Origin of the sequence: Acidisoma sp. S159 (assembly GCF_009766125.1) — a bacterium.
Lineage (GTDB): Bacteria > Pseudomonadota > Alphaproteobacteria > Acetobacterales > Acetobacteraceae > Acidisoma.
In genome coordinates, this window is sequence record NZ_LMUG01000032.1 from 25,785 (window position 1) to 40,526 (window position 14,742).

Sequence of the window (14,742 nt, forward strand, 5' to 3'; positions counted from 1 at the left end):
GCCGCCCTCAAATGTTCTATGGAGCGGCCATGACCGTCCGCACGCGCTTCGCCCCCAGCCCCACCGGTTTGCTCCATATCGGCGGAGCACGCACCGCGCTGTTCAACTACCTCTTCGCCCGCCACCACGGCGGCCAGTTCCTGCTGCGGATCGAAGATACCGATCGCGCCCGCAGCACCGCCGCCGCGACCCAGGTCATCCTCGAAGGTCTCGCCTGGCTCGATCTGCAGCCTGACGAGCCAGCCGTCTACCAATCCGCCCGCGAGGCGCGCCATGTCGAGGTCGCGCACGCGCTGCTGGACCAAGGCCGCGCCTATCGCTGCTACTGCACGCCCGAGGAGCTTACGGCGATGCGCGAGACCGCCATCAAGGAAGGCCGCCCGCCGCGCTATGACGGCCGCTGGCGAGACCGCGACCCGGCCGAGGCGCCGGCCGGCGTCAAACCCTCGATCCGCCTGAAGGTCCCGCGTGGCGGCGTGACCGAGGTGGACGACCTGGTGCAGGGCATGGTCCGCGTCGCCGATGCCGAGCTCGACGATATGATCATCCTGCGGAGCGACAACACGCCGACCTACCTGCATGCCGTGGTGGTGGACGACCACGACATGGCGATCACGCATGTCATTCGCGGCGACGATCACCTCACCAATACCTTCCGGCAGGTCCAGATCTACCGCGCGATGGGCTGGGACCTGCCGCGCTTTGCCCATATCCCGCTGATCCACGGCGCGGATGGCGCAAAGCTCTCGAAACGTCACGGCGCCGTCAGCGTGCTGGAATTCGAGCGCGAGGGCTTCCTGCCGGAAGCCTTGTGCAACTACCTCCTCCGCCTCGGCTGGGGCCACGGCGACGCGGAAATACTGTCGCGGGACGAAGCCATTTCCCTCTTCGACCTCGATGGCGTCGGCCGCGCGGCGAGCCGGATGGACTACGCCAAACTCACCCACCTCAACGGCTTCTGGCTGCGCCAGGCGGATGACGCACGGCTGGCGCGGGACGTCGCGCGCCGTCTCGCGGATGAGCCCGGCCTCGTCCTCGACGAGACGACCGAGGCGCGTATCGCCACGCTGATGCCCGGCCTCAAGGAACGCGCGAAAACCCTGCTCGAACTCGCGGCCTCCGCCGCCTTCCTCGCGCGCCGCCTGCCATTCGCGATAACCGATAAGGCGGCTCTGCAGCTCACTCCGGAAGCGCGCGCCATGCTGGCCAACCTCGCGCCGCATCTCGCCGCGACCGACTTCTCCGCCGCCGCGGTCGATGCCGCCCTCCGCGCCTTCGCCGAGGCCACCGGCCGCAAGCTCGGCCAGGTCGCCCAGCCGCTGCGCGCGGCGCTCACCGGCACCACCACCAGCCCGCCGATCGACGCGACTCTCGCCGCTCTGGGGCGGGAGGAGAGTCTCGCCCGCATCGCCGCCGTCACGGCCGCGACGCAGGATGCCGCCTGAATGCGCCACCTCCTCGCCATCGAGGGCATGGCGCCTTCCGTCATCGAGGATCTTCTCGACCTCGCCGAGAGCTATGTTCTGCTCAACCGCTCGGGCAAGACGCAGCGGGACGTGCTGCGCGGCCGCACTCTCATCAACCTTTTTTTCGAGGACAGCACGCGCACGCGGACCAGCTTCGAACTCGCCGGCAAGCGCCTCGGCGCCGATGTGCTCAATATGTCGGTCTCCACCAGCAGCGTGAAGAAGGGCGAGACGCTGCTCGACACCGCCTCCACGCTCAACGCCATGCAATGCGATCTGCTGGTGGTGCGGCACGACCAATCCGGCGCGCCCAACCTGCTCGCCCAGAAAGTCGATGCGGCGGTCATCAATGCCGGGGACGGCACGCATGAGCACCCGACCCAGGCGCTGCTCGACGCGCTGACGATCCGGCGTCATCGCGGCAGCCTCGAAGGGCTGACCATCGCGATCTGCGGCGATATCGGCCATTCCCGCGTCGCGCGCTCGAACATCCATCTTCTCTTGTCGATGGGCAGCCAGGTGCGCGTGGTGGGACCGCCAACCCTGATCCCGGCGGCTATCGAGGAACTCGGCGTCTTGGTCTTCAACGACATGGCGGATGGACTGGCGGGGGTGGATGTGGTCATGATGTTACGATTGCAGAAAGAACGCATGACCCGCAACCTTGTCCCGAGCGCGCGCGAATATTTCCGCTTCTTCGGCCTCGATGCGGACAAGCTCGCCTATGCCAAGCCCAATGCACTGGTGATGCATCCCGGCCCGATGAACCGCGGCGTCGAGATCGACAGCGCGGTGGCGGACGACCCCGTCCACAGCGTCATCCGCGAGCAGGTGGAAATGGGCGTCGCCATCCGCATGGCGGTGCTCGACCGCCTCGCCCGGCCACTGCAGATCGTGCGCCGATGAACGCCATGCCCCCGGTGCAGTTGCGGGACACATTCATCGCCGGCGCCCGGGTCATCGACCCGGCCAGCGGCTTCGACCAGACCGCCGACGTTCTGCTCCGCGACGGTCTGATCGCCGAGATCGCAACGGGCCTCGTCCAGCCCGAGGGCGCCGACATCATCGCCGCCGAGGGCGCCGTGCTCTGCCCCGGCCTGGTGGATATGCGCGCGGAACTCGGCGAGCCCGGCCATGAATATCGCGAGACCATCGCCTCGGTCGCCCGCGCCGCCGCCGCCGGTGGCATCACGACGCTGGTAGCGCTCCCCGACTCCCGCCCTGCCATCGACGATCCGGCGCTGGTACGGCTGCTGCTGGCGCGTGGTGTCGAGACCGGCAGCCTCAGCATCCTCCCCTATGGCGCCGTGACGCGCGGCTGCGCCGGGGTGGAACTCGCCGAGCTTGGTTTGTTGCGTGAAGCCGGCGCAGTCGCCTTCACCGATGGCGGCCGCGCCATCGGCCCGGCCCGCTTCATGCGCGCGGTCCTCTCCTATACGCGCGGCTTCGACGGCATTGTGGTCCAGCACCCCGAGGATCCGTCGCTCGCCGAGGGCGGTTGCGCGACCGAGGGCGAGCTGGCGACACGTCTCGGCCTGCCGGCCATCCCGGCGGCGGCGGAGGCGATCCAGGTCGCGCAGGACATCGCCCTGGTTCGCCTCACCGGCGGCCGGGTCCATTTCGCCCATATCTCCACCGCCGCCGCGCTCGACCTCATCCGCGCCGCGAAGACGGAGGGGTTGCGCATCACCTGCGATACGGCGCCGCCCTATTTCGACCTCAACGAGATCGCCATCGGCGATTTCCGCACCTACGCGAAACTCTCACCGCCGCTGCGCGCCGACAGCGACCGCCTGGCGGTGGTCGCGGCACTCGCCGATGGTACGATCGACGCCGTCGCCTCCGACCATCAGCCGCGCGACGCTGACGACAAGCGCCAGCCCTTCGCCCAGGCCTCCGCTGGCGGCGCCGGTCTCGCCACCCTGCTGGCGGTGACGCTGGCGCAGGTCCATGGCGGCGCCATCCCGCTCATCCGCGCGCTGGCTTTGCTGACGTCCGGTCCGGCCACCGTGTTGCGGCTGCCGCAGGGGAGGCTCACAAAAGGCGTCGCCGCCGACCTCTGCCTGTTTCATCCTGACCGCGCCTGGAAGGTCGAGGCCGGGAAACTCCCCGGCAAGGCGCGCAACACGCCCTTCGACGGCCGCGCGCTAGAGGGTCGCGTGCTCGGCACCTGGAAAGCGGGACGGAGGGTATTCGGATGACCCAATTCCCCTTCCTCGCGGTGCTCGTCGGCTATCTGCTTGGCAGCATCCCCTTCGGCCTCATTATCACCCGCCTCGGCGGCGCGGGAGACATCCGCCAGATCGGCTCCGGCAATATCGGCGCCACCAATGTTCTCCGCACCGGCCGCAAAGGCCTCGCCGCCGCGACCCTGTTGCTCGACGGGCTCAAGGGCGCCGCCGCGGTTCTGATCGTGGCCAATGTCCCGGCGCTCGACATACCGGGCAGCTTCGCCCCGCTCTGGGCAGGCGGTCTAGCGGTGCTCGGCCACATGTTCCCGGTCTGGCTGCGCTTTCGCGGCGGCAAGGGTGTCGCGACCGGCCTCGGTGTGGCGCTCGCCGCCTGCTGGCCGGAGGGCGCGATCATGTGCCTCATCTGGCTGGTCGGCGCGAAAACGACTCGCATCTCCTCCGCCTCAGCGCTGCTGGCCTTCATCCTCTCGCCGCTGCTTGCCTGGGGTTTCGGCGGTCCGGCCCGCGCGATCCTGGCGCTTGTCGTCGCCATCCTGGTGCTGGCCCGCCATCACGCCAATATCCGCCGCCTTCTGGCGGGCACCGAACCGCGTATCGGCGCGACGTGAGCCGCGGGACCCGACCCATCAGCGACCTCGTTGCCCGCCTCAGACTGGCGCGGACTGATGGCGTTGGGCCGGTAACCTACCGCCGCCTGCTTACCCGCTTCGGCAGCGCCGCCGCCGCACTCGACGCCCTGCCCGGCCTCATCCGCGCCGCCGGGCGCACGGAAAAGACCATCCCGCCGGTGGCCGCCGTCGAGGATGAGATCGCGGCCCTGACCCGCCTCGGCGCCACGCTGCTGATGGCGCATATGCCCGCCTACCCGCCCCTTCTCGCCATGCTGGCCGATCCCCCGCCGGCGCTGAGCGTGCTCGGCGACGTCACCCTCCTCGCGAAACGCGCGGTCGCCATCGTCGGCGGCCGCCAGGCCTCCCTCAATGGCCAGCACATCGCCGCCAACCTCTCGGCGTCGCTCGCGGAAGCCGGTCTCGCCATCGTCTCCGGCCTGGCGCGCGGCGTGGATGCGGCCGCGCATGAGGCGGCGCTGAAGGCGCGCGGGATCACCATCGCGGCCGTCGCCGGCGGCCTCGACCAGACCTATCCGCCACAGCACATCGACCTGCAGCGCCGCATCGCCGAGACCGGCGCGGTGGTCAGCGAGGCGCCGTTCGGCACCCAGCCCCAGGCGCGCCACTTCCCGCGCCGCAACCGCATCATCGCCGGGCTCTCTCTCGGCGTGGTGGTTGTCGAAGCCGCGCGCCATTCCGGCAGTCTCGTCACCGCCCGGCTCGCGCTCGAATCCGGCCGCGAGGTTTTCGCCGTGCCCGGCTCACCGCTGGACCCCCGCTGCCATGGCTCCAACGACCTCATCCGCCAAGGCGCCCAGCTCACCGAGACGGCCGCCGATGTCCTCGCCAACCTACCGCAGGGGCCCGAGCAGCTACGCCCGCCCGCGAGCCTGGCCGAGCCCGCGCAGGCGTTCGATTACGCTTCAGAAACGGAAGAGGCACCCATCGAAACGCGAAATGCTGTGCTGCAGATGCTCAGCCCGGCACCTACGTCTGTTGACGATCTGCTCCGACACTGCCAGTTCACGTCTCATGCCGCCATTATGGCCGCCCTGCTGGACCTGGAACTCGGCGGCCGCATCGAGTCTCTTCCCGGCAATCGCGTGGTCCTGATCCCCGAATTTGGCGGCTGAGCGAGCAGGAGCAGTATGCCGGACGTCGTCGTCGTCGAGTCCCCCGCTAAGGCTAAGACGATCAACAAGTATCTGGGCGACGGCTACACCGTCCTCGCCAGCTTCGGCCATGTGCGTGATCTGCCACCGAAAGATGGCAGCGTGCGGCCGGACCAGGACTTCGCGATGGATTGGGAAGCGGATGAGCGCGGTGCCCGCCAGGTCGCCGTGATCGCCCGCGCCCTCAAGGGCGCCGGCACCCTATACCTTGCAACCGATCCGGATCGTGAGGGCGAGGCGATCTCCTGGCACGTCCGCGCCATGTTGCAGGACCAGAACGCGCTGCGGGGCAAGATCGTCCATCGCGTGACCTTCAACGAGATCACCCGCAACGCCGTGACAACGGCTATGGGCAAGCCGCGCGAGCTGGATCAGCCACTCATAGAGGCCTATCTCGCCCGCCGCGCCCTCGATTACCTCGTGGGCTTCACCCTCTCTCCGGTGCTCTGGCGCAAGCTGCCCGGGAGCCGCAGCGCCGGCCGCGTGCAATCCGTCGCCCTCCGCCTGGTCTGCGAGCGCGAGGCCGAGATCGAGGCTTTCCGGGCACGCGAATACTGGTCGATCGAAGCGCAGATGGCGACGCCCGCCGGCGCCCCCTTCACCGCGCGGCTGACCACCCTCAAGGGCCGCAAGCTCGACCAGTTCGACCTGCCCAATTCCGCCGCCGCCGAGGCCGCCAAGGCGGCGGTCGAAGCCGGCACCTTCTCGGTCGCCGAGATCGAGCGCAAGCGTGTCCGCCGCAATCCCAGCGCGCCCTTCACCACCTCGACCTTGCAGCAGGAGGCGAGCCGCAAGCTCGGCTTCGGCGCGCAGCAGACCATGCGCATCGCGCAACAGCTCTACGAGGGTATCGATGTCGGCGGCGAGACCGTGGGTCTCATCACCTATATGCGGACCGACGGCGTGCAGATGGCGCGCGAGGCGGTGCATGCTATCCGCGATCATGTGAAGGCCGAATTCGGGTCCAACTACATCCCCGGCGCCCCGCGCGAATACAGCACCAAGGCGAAAAACGCGCAGGAAGCGCATGAGGCGATCCGCCCGACCGATGTCTCTCGCCGCCCGCAGGATGTCGCCGGGCGCCTCAGCCATGACCAGGCCCGGCTCTATGAGCTGATCTGGAAACGCGCCGTCGCTTCCCAGATGAGCCATGCCGAGTTCGATCAGGTGGCCGTGGACATCGCCGACGGCCAGGGCACCGTGCTGCGCGCAACCGGCTCCCTGCTGGCCTTCGACGGCTTCCTCAAACTCTACCGCGAGGACCGGGACGACCAGTCGGAAGAAGACGACGAAAGCCGCGTGCTGCCCGCCATGGTGGAGGGCGATCCCCTCACCCGCCGTGGCGTCAAGGCCAGCCAGCATTTCACCCAGCCGCCGCCCCGCTTCACCGAGGCGAGCCTGGTCAAGAAAATGGAGGAGCTCGGCATCGGCCGCCCCTCCACCTATGCCTCCACCCTCTCGGTGCTGCGCGACCGCAACTATGTCCGAATGGACGCCAAGCGGTTGGTGCCGGAGGATCGCGGCCGGCTCGTCACCGCCTTCCTCACCAGCTTCTTCACCCGCTACGTCGATACCGGCTTCACCGCCTCGCTGGAGGAGAAGCTCGACGAGATCTCGGACGGCAAAGCCGATTGGCGCGCAGTGATGCGGGCCTTCTGGCACGACTTCTCGGAGGCCGTGGACCAGACCAAGGACCTCAAGATCTCCGACGTCATCAATGCGCTGGACAATGACCTCGGCGCGCATTTCTTTCCGCCGCCCGCCGATGGCAGCGATCCGCGCAAATGCCCGGCCTGCGGCAATGGCCGCCTCGGACTGAAGCTCGGGCGCCATGGCAGCTTCATCGGCTGCTCGAACTACCCTGCCTGCCAATATACCCGCCGCCTCGCCATCAATGGCGGCGAGGAGGGCGAGGAGACGCTGAAGGAGGGCATGCGCGTGCTCGGCCGCTCGCCCGAGACTGGCGAGGAGATCACGGTCCGCCGGGGTCCCTACGGCCTCTATGTCCAGCAAGGCGAACCGCCGCCGTCGGAGACCAAGGGCAAGAAAGCCGAGAAGCCCAAGCGCATGTCCCTGCCGCGCGGCGTGGATGGTGAGACGATATTGCTGGAACAGGCCATCGGCCTGCTGGGCCTGCCCCGCCTCATCGGCCTGCATCCCGAGGCGAAGGAACCCATGGAAGCCGGCGTCGGCCGGTTCGGACCCTATATCCGCATGGGCTCCGTCTATGCTTCGCTCGACCGCGACGACGATGTGCTGAGCGTGGGCGCCAATCGCGCCGTTGATCTGCTGGCGAAGAAGCTGGCGAGCGTCCGCGCGCTCGGCTCCCATCCCAAGGATGGCGAGGCGGTGATGGTCAAGAAGGGGCGGTTCGGCCCCTATCTCCAGCACGGCAAGATGGTCGCCAACCTTCCGCGCGGCGTCGCGATGGAAGACATCACGCTTGAGGAATCGGTCACGCTGCTCGCCGAGAAGGGCAAAGAACTCAAGCCGAAGCCCGGTGCGCGTGGTGCGAAGTCAACGAAGGCGAAGGCCAAGCCTGCGGCAAAGACAGCGGCACCGAGCGCCACACCGCGCAAAGCTCCAGCCAAAAAGACAGCCGCCGCCAAACCGGCGGCTAAGTCAGCGACCCCCAAGCCCGCTGGCAAAACAGCGAAACCCGCCGCCCGGAAAGCCGCGACCAAGGCGCCTCCCCGCCGCGCAGCGCAGTAGCAAGACCGTATGAAGACCGCGCGGAAGAAGCCCAAGGCAGCCGCCAAACTCCCGGTCGAGCCGCGCAGCTTCCCCAGCCGAGACGCGCTCCGAGCCTTCCTCGCCGAGGCCCCCGGCCGCGTCGGCAAACGCGAGGCAATGCGCGCCTTCGGGCTGGGTCCCGAGCACCGTGTCGAGATGCGCGCCGCGCTCAAGGAACTGGCGTCGCGCGGCGAAGCGGCCCCCGCCGGACACAAGCGTTTCACCGCACCTTCGGGAAGCGCGGCACGGCGCGGCGGCGAGGGCATGCCGGAAGCCGTGATGGTCGAGATCACCGGCATCGACAGCGAGGGCGACGCCATCGGCCGCCCCATCGGCTGGCGTGGCGACGGCCCGCCTCCCGCGATCTTCATGCAGCCCGAGGCACGCGGCCAACCGGCGCTCGCGCCCGGCCAGAAGGTTCTCGCCCGCCTCAAGCCGATCGGCGAGGGCCGTGGCGGCGCCCGGAAGTTTGAGGGCCGCACCCTCAAGCGCATCGAGGCGACACCCGGCCGCGTCATCGGTGTTTTCCGCCGCAAAGGCGGCCTCATGCGGATCGAGCCCACCGACAAGAAGGTGAAGGCCGAATGGATCGTGCCGCCTGGCGAGGATGGCGGCGCCCAGAATGGCGAGATCGTCCGCGCCGAGCCCCTGCCGCATGGCGGTCTCGGCCTCAAACCCGCCCGCGTGCTCGAACGCCTCGGCGATGCCGGCGCCGCGAAAGCCGTTAGCCTGCTGGTCATCGCGACTCTCGGCATTCCCGACAGCTTCCCCGATGAAGTGGTCGCCGAGGCGGAACGCGCGCGCGGCGTCGGGCCGGACGGCCGCGAGGATCTGCGGGACATTCCCCTCGTCACCATCGACGGCGCCGATGCGCGGGACTTCGACGATGCCGTATTCGCCACGCCCGATGGCGACGGCTATCGCCTATTCGTCGCCATCGCCGATGTCGCGCATTACGTGAGGGCGGATTCGCCGCTCGACCGCTCGGCGCGTGACCGGGGCAATTCCGTCTATTTCCCCGATCGCGTCGTGCCGATGCTGCCGGAGGCGCTCTCCAACGGCTGGTGCAGCCTGCGGCCGAACGAGGACCGCGCCTGCCTCTTTGCCGAGATGCGCATCGCCCGAGACGGCCGCAAGCTCTCCCATCGCTTCGGCCGAGGCCTCATGCGCAGCGCCGCCCGCCTGACCTATGAGGAGGTTCAGGAAGCGCATAACGCCGGGCGCGAAACGCCGGGCCTACCGCTCGACGATCTCTATGGCGCGTTCCGCCTGCTACTCGGGGCGCGGCAGGCACGCGGCACGCTCGACCTCGATTTGCCCGAATGGAAGGTCGCGCTGGACGAGGAAGGCAAAATCGCCAACGTTTCCCGCCGCCCGCGCCTCGACAGCCATCGGCTCATCGAAGAGTTCATGGTTCTCGCCAATATCGCGGTCGCCGAGGAGCTGGAGCGGTTACAGCGCCCGGTGGTCTATCGCGTCCATGCGCCGCCATCGGAACAGAAGCTCGAAGGGCTCCGCACCTATCTCCATTCCATGGGCATCTCCCTGCCGCCCGGTGACCAGCTGCATCCGCGCGACCTAGACGCCGTTCTGCAACGCGTCGCGGAGACGGAGGAGGCGCCGCTGGTCAATGAGGCAGTGCTGCGCAGCCAATCCCAGGCTGCCTATAGCCCCGAGAATATCGGCCATTTCGGCCTCGCCCTCACCCGCTACGCGCATTTTACCAGCCCGATCCGGCGCTATGCGGACCTGCTGGTGCATCGCTCGCTCATCAAAGGGCTGAAGCTCGGCGATGACGGCATGACGGCGGATGAGGAAGCCCGACTCGAGGATACCGCCGAACACATCACCACCACTGAACGCCGCGCCGCGCAGGCCGAGCGCGATGCGACTGACCGCTACATGGCGGCTTTTATGGCGGAAAAGATCGGCTTCATCTTCGACGCACGCATTTCTGGCGTTACGCGCTTTGGTATTTTCGTCACATTGGCTAACAGCGGTGCGAGCGGAATGGTTCCGCTCTCTGCTCTCCCTGATGATTTCTGGATGTATGACGAAGCCACCCAGAGCCTGAGCGGACGCCGCAGCCGGGTCGTTTATCACCTCGCGCAAACTGTCGCGGTGCGTTTGGTGGAAGCGCGGCCACTGACGGGGGGCCTGTTGTTCCAGATCACGGACGGTTCGCGCGGAAGCGAGGGCGGGCGGCCTCAGCCTCGCTCAAAATCCGGCCAAGGCTCGGCGGTTCCGCGATCGGGTCGCCGGTGAGGCGCGGCGCCTTCCTCGTTCTCCTGCTATTCGCCTTTCCGGTCACGGCCGAAGCCCAAAGCGGTTCTCCCGTGGCGGCCGAGGGCTGGAACCCGAGACTCGCCGCGCAGGTCTATGGCGCCGCCTTCGCCTTCATGGCGCCGCGCACGCTGAACGCGATCCCGATGGCCAATCTGACGCTATGGGGATTGCGGGGGCTCACGGCGCTCGACCCCCTTGTTGGCCCGACCCTGAGCAGCACCGCGATCAACCTGATCAGCCGCAACCAGACCGTCCTCACCCTGCCGCTGCCGCCGCCAACCGATGCGGCTAGCTGGGGCAATATCGCCGCCACGCTCTGCGACAAGGCGACGCAGGTCTCGCCCGCCATCGCGAGCGCCGGCACCACTGGCATCGTCACGAGTTTCTTCGACGAGCTGTTCAACCATCTCGACCCCTATTCCCGCTACATCGCGCCCGGCGACTCCGATCCCGACAGGCTTTCGGCGGGACCGGGCTTCGCGCTTGGTTCGCGGGGGCGCGGCGCGTCGATCGAGAGCGTGGATCCGAGCGGGCCAGCGGCGACAGCGGGCCTTGCCGTCGGCGACCGCGTGCTGTCGATCGACGGCCACCGGACGCGGGGGCAAGCGCTTTCGACGCTGGACAACTGGCTGGGCGGCGCGCCTGGCAGTACGGCGGACCTTGTCATCCTGCCCCAAGGTAGCCGGCGGCCGGTTCATATCGCGGTGCCGCGCGCCGCCCTGCTGCCCGAGACGGTGTTTCCGGCTCTGCAAAACGGCATCCTCACGATCCAGATCGCCGGCTTCGAGCGCAACACCGCCCAGCATCTGCGCCAGGCCATCGCGAGTTCCACGGGCAACGTTCGCGGCATCGTCCTCGACCTGCGCGGCAATCGCGGTGGGCTGCTCGACCAGGCGGTCGCGATAGCGGGCACGCTGGTCGTCTCCGGCACCATCGCGAGCACCATCGGCCGTGACCCCGCGGCCAACCAGCTCTGGCGCGGCAGCGGCGTCGATACCGCGAGCGGCCTGCCGATCATCGTATTGGTCGATGGCCGTACCGCCAGCGCCGCCGAAGTGCTGGCGGCGGCGCTGGCCGATAACCGCCGCGCGGTGGTGGTCGGCAGCGCGACGCTGGGAAAAGGTCTCGTGCAGACCGGCACGGCGCTACCGGATGGCGGCGATCTGCTCGTCACCTGGGCGCGCGTGCTGGCGCCGCTGGGCTGGCCGTTGCAGGGCTTGGGCGTGATGCCGCAGGTCTGCACCAGCGGCGGCGCCGATCAGGTGGAGGCGGCACTGCAGTCCCTGGCCGACGGCACGCAGGTTCTTGCCGGGGCCCTGAATGCGTCACGCGCGGCTCGTCCCGGCATTTCGCTGAGCCGCATTCTCCAGATCCGCCAGGCCTGTCCCGCCGCGCTCGGCTCCGCGCTCGATTCCCAGGCGGCGCAGTTCCTGCTGACCACGCCCGCCGCCTACGCCGCCGCGCAGGCCAGCCTGCGATAGGTCGCGAGGCAAGGCTATCCGCTCAGCGGGATGTCTTCAGTTGAGCGTTCGCATTTTACCACGTCATCCTCCGCGAAGGCGGAGGATCCACGCCTTGCTTGCTCCACCAAGGCAAGGCGTGGATGGCATGCCTTCGCATGCCATGACGGACATTTTGGGTCGCGCCGCAGCCTTGGATCGTCAGGCTCAGCGAAACATCCCTGCCGCGAAATCGTCGAACCGGCCGCTGGCGATCAGCGCACCCAGAGCCTCGATGTCCGGGGCGATCGGACGATCCTCCAGCAGCATCGCCGCCGTGCCCCGCACCGCGCGCCGCACGGCGGCGGTGCCCAGGCCGAGCCGCAATTCAGACCTCAGGTCGCAAGCCTGCGCCGCCACCAGCAATTCGATGCCGCAGAGCAAGCGCAGGCGTTCCAGCGACTCGCCGAGCTTGCCCAGCGTCGAGACGACCATGGTGGCATAATCCTCAACGCCATCCGCTGCCGGCACAGACCAGATCGGCATCGGCCCAGCGCGCTGCCCGATCTCCGCCACCAGCGCCGCCACGGTTTTCTGCACCCCGGCCAGACCGCTCCGCCCGTCCTGCGCCGAACACAGGAATCGCGGCAGGCCGCTCGACTCCGCCGACATCAGCCTGAGGATCCGCGCGGCTTGCGCCGATGCCACACGCGCCACAGCCAGGCTCAGGGTTTCGAAAGCCAGCGCCAGGTGCGTCGTGTCGAAGTTGGCGTTCGGCTGCACCGCGTCGTCCGCCGCTCCCTCAGCCGCGATGATCGCCGGGTTGTCGTCCGAACTATTAAGTTCCAGCTCCACGGCCGCCGTCGCGCCACGCAGCGCGGCGAGGCAGGCACCCAGAACCGGCACCACACATCGGAAACTCAGCGGATCCTGCAGCTTTCGCGCGGCGCCCGGCAGGACGAGGTCGCCGCCCTCGAACAGGCCGAGGAGTGCTGCTGCCACCTCGCCCTGCCCTGGCGCGGGGCGCAGCGCCGCCGCCTGAGGGTGGAGCGGCGCCAGATTCGCCCGGTAGCCCTCGAAGCTCAGCGCCGCCGCGGCCAGCCACGCACCGAACAGCCGCTCCGCATCCGCCAGAATCAGGGCGCCGAGACCGGTCGCCACGGCGTTGGACGAAACAAGCGCCAGACCATCCTTCACGCCGAACACCGGCGGGATAAGCTCCGCGCGAGCAAGCGCCTCGGGTCCGGGCAGGGCCTCGCCGTCGATCATCGCCTCGCCTGCCCCAGCCAATACGCCGGCGATATGCGCGAGCGGCGCCAGATCGGCCTCGCCAACCGAGCCGATCAGCGGCATGACCGGGATGACGCCGGCATTGAGCAGACCGATATAGGCCGCGACGATTTCCGGCGAAGCGCCGGACCGCCCCTCGGCGAAACCGGCGAGGCGCGCCAGCATCACCGCGCGCACTTGCTCGGCGGATGCGCGCGGTCCGACGCCGACCATGCGCCCCAGCACAACACGGCGCTGCACCCCATCACCGTCCGGCGCGATGCGGGTATCCGCGACCGCGCCCAAACCCGTGCTCACACCATAGATCGCGTCGCCCGAGACGATCAGCCGGCCGAGTGCCTCGTGGCCCGTCACGATGCGCTCCCAGGCCGCCGGATGCAGGCGCACCGCCAGCCCCGATCGCGCCGCGACCGCGACCGCGCGCGGACGCAGTGGAACGGTCCCTATTTCGAGCGCGTCCATCGGATTCAGGCGAAACGCAGGCGCTGGCCGATGCCGAGGCGCGCGCCCTTCTCCAGCATCGCATGACCCAGTGCGATATCCGACAGCGACAACCCGCGATGCCAAAGCAGGATCGTCTCATCCTCGCGTTCCCGGCCGGGGCGCAGACCGGCGACGATCTGCCCAAGCTCGGCATACAGCGTTTCCTCGGACAACCGGCCGCTTTCGACATGGGCGCGCAGACTGCCGAACTTCCCGCCACTGCACTGGCCCCAGTCATCCACCACGAGCTTCGACATGATGTCGGTCAGCGACAACTCGACAGCGCTCATTGTGCCGTAGGGCACAACAAGCGCGCCGGGCTTGATCCATTCGGTGAGCAGCAGCGGCTGCGGCTCGCTCAGCCGCGAAGCCTCGACCACGATATCGGCGCCCTCGACACAGCTTCGCCAATCCTCAGTGACGGTTACGGGCTTGCCGAGATCCTGGCGCAGCCGCTCGGCAAACTCCTCGCGGCTCTCGCGGCGCCGGGAATGAATGCGAATTTCGTCGAAGTCGAAGAGGTGGTTGAGCAGGCGCACGTTCCAATAAGCTGTGCCACGGGCGCCGATATGGCCGAGCACCTTGGCGTCCTTGCGCGCCAGATACTTCGCACCGATCGCGGTCACTGCGCCGGTGCGCATATCGGTGATGCCGCTCGCGTCCAGGATCGCTTTCGGCGCGCCCATCGCGGGGTCGAGCAACAACAGCACCGCGAGTTCGGAGGGAAAGCCCAGCTTGTAGTTATCGACGAAATCACCGACCACCTTGACGCCCGCCAAATCGATCGGAGCCTTCAGCGCACCGCGCAATACGTTGAAATGGCCATTCGCGACTTTCGGCTCCAGATGCATGCGCGGCTCGATCACCGCTTCGCCGCGCCCTTGCGTCGCGAGACTGGTCTCGATCGCCGTCAGGATTTCCTCATCGGTGATCTTGAGTTCCTCGATATCGAGGCGATTGAGGTAGGTGATGTAGATCGGCGCCACGCGCGGCTCCTCGGACTGAGATTGCGTCAGGCCGAGGCTATCGCGTTTGATGCCATCCACCAATCAGCGTGGCCGCATGCGAAA

General features: G+C 68.4%; 10 protein-coding genes. 8 read left to right on the forward strand and 2 right to left on the reverse strand.

The window, feature by feature from the left end:
• Window positions 1–29: 29 nt before the first annotated feature.
• From gltX to GSQ92_RS08030, 8 genes are read left to right on the forward strand one after another with little or no spacing between them, the layout of a single operon-like run.
• Window positions 30–1,445, forward strand: coding sequence for a glutamate--tRNA ligase (gene gltX / locus GSQ92_RS07995; RefSeq protein WP_158805928.1), 1,416 nt, complete (start codon window positions 30–32; stop codon window positions 1,443–1,445).
• Window positions 1,446–2,372 carry an aspartate carbamoyltransferase catalytic subunit gene (locus GSQ92_RS08000; protein WP_158805927.1) on the forward strand — a complete coding sequence of 309 codons (927 nt, stop codon included), beginning with the start codon at window positions 1,446–1,448 and terminating at the stop codon, window positions 2,370–2,372.
• A gap of 20 nt (window positions 2,373–2,392) precedes the next feature.
• A complete protein-coding gene (locus tag GSQ92_RS08005; RefSeq protein WP_371418086.1) occupies window positions 2,393–3,667 on the forward strand; it encodes a dihydroorotase family protein in 1,275 nt (424 codons plus the stop codon).
• The gene (gene plsY / locus GSQ92_RS08010) at window positions 3,664–4,266 is read left to right on the forward strand and encodes a glycerol-3-phosphate 1-O-acyltransferase PlsY (RefSeq protein ID WP_158805925.1); all 603 of its coding nucleotides are present in this window, start codon (window positions 3,664–3,666) and stop codon (window positions 4,264–4,266) included. Before GSQ92_RS08005 ends, plsY begins: the two co-directional genes overlap by 4 nt.
• A complete protein-coding gene (dprA, locus tag GSQ92_RS08015) occupies window positions 4,263–5,402 on the forward strand; it encodes a DNA-processing protein DprA (protein WP_254065931.1) in 1,140 nt (379 codons plus the stop codon). Before plsY ends, dprA begins: the two co-directional genes overlap by 4 nt.
• Window positions 5,403–5,417: 15 nt before the next feature.
• Entirely contained in the window at window positions 5,418–8,153 is a 2,736-nt protein-coding gene (gene topA / locus GSQ92_RS08020; RefSeq protein ID WP_158805924.1) for a type I DNA topoisomerase, read from the forward strand.
• A 9-nt stretch (window positions 8,154–8,162) separates the two neighbouring features.
• Window positions 8,163–10,439 (forward strand): ribonuclease R, encoded by a 2,277-nt coding sequence (gene rnr / locus GSQ92_RS08025; RefSeq protein ID WP_158805923.1) that lies wholly within the window; start codon window positions 8,163–8,165, stop codon window positions 10,437–10,439.
• Window positions 10,436–11,941 carry a S41 family peptidase gene (locus tag GSQ92_RS08030; RefSeq protein WP_158805922.1) on the forward strand — a complete coding sequence of 502 codons (1,506 nt, stop codon included), beginning with the start codon at window positions 10,436–10,438 and terminating at the stop codon, window positions 11,939–11,941. Before rnr ends, GSQ92_RS08030 begins: the two co-directional genes overlap by 4 nt.
• Before the next feature lie 186 nt (window positions 11,942–12,127).
• On the opposite strand, the gene hutH is transcribed toward GSQ92_RS08030, so the two are convergent.
• Both hutH and GSQ92_RS08040 read right to left on the reverse strand, forming a co-directional pair.
• Window positions 12,128–13,651, reverse strand: coding sequence for a histidine ammonia-lyase (gene hutH / locus GSQ92_RS08035; protein ID WP_158805921.1), 1,524 nt, complete (start codon window positions 13,649–13,651; stop codon window positions 12,128–12,130).
• A 5-nt stretch (window positions 13,652–13,656) separates the two neighbouring features.
• Complete coding sequence (locus GSQ92_RS08040) at window positions 13,657–14,658, reverse strand: ornithine cyclodeaminase family protein (RefSeq protein WP_158805920.1); 1,002 nt, start codon at window positions 14,656–14,658, stop codon at window positions 13,657–13,659.
• Window positions 14,659–14,742: the final 84 nt, after the last annotated feature.

What these genes read in the sequence shown, in the direction of transcription:
- gltX (WP_158805928.1), top strand. Translation starts at nt 30, where the DNA reads ATGACCGTCCGCACGCGCTTCGCCCCCAGCCCCACCGGTTTGCTCCAT.
- GSQ92_RS08000 (WP_158805927.1), top strand. Translation starts at nt 1,446, where the DNA reads ATGCGCCACCTCCTCGCCATCGAGGGCATGGCGCCTTCCGTCATCGAG.
- plsY (WP_158805925.1), top strand. Translation starts at nt 3,664, where the DNA reads ATGACCCAATTCCCCTTCCTCGCGGTGCTCGTCGGCTATCTGCTTGGC.
- topA (WP_158805924.1), top strand. Translation starts at nt 5,418, where the DNA reads ATGCCGGACGTCGTCGTCGTCGAGTCCCCCGCTAAGGCTAAGACGATC.
- rnr (WP_158805923.1), top strand. Translation starts at nt 8,163, where the DNA reads ATGAAGACCGCGCGGAAGAAGCCCAAGGCAGCCGCCAAACTCCCGGTC.
- hutH (WP_158805921.1), bottom strand. Translation starts at nt 13,651, where the DNA reads ATGGACGCGCTCGAAATAGGGACCGTTCCACTGCGTCCGCGCGCGGTC.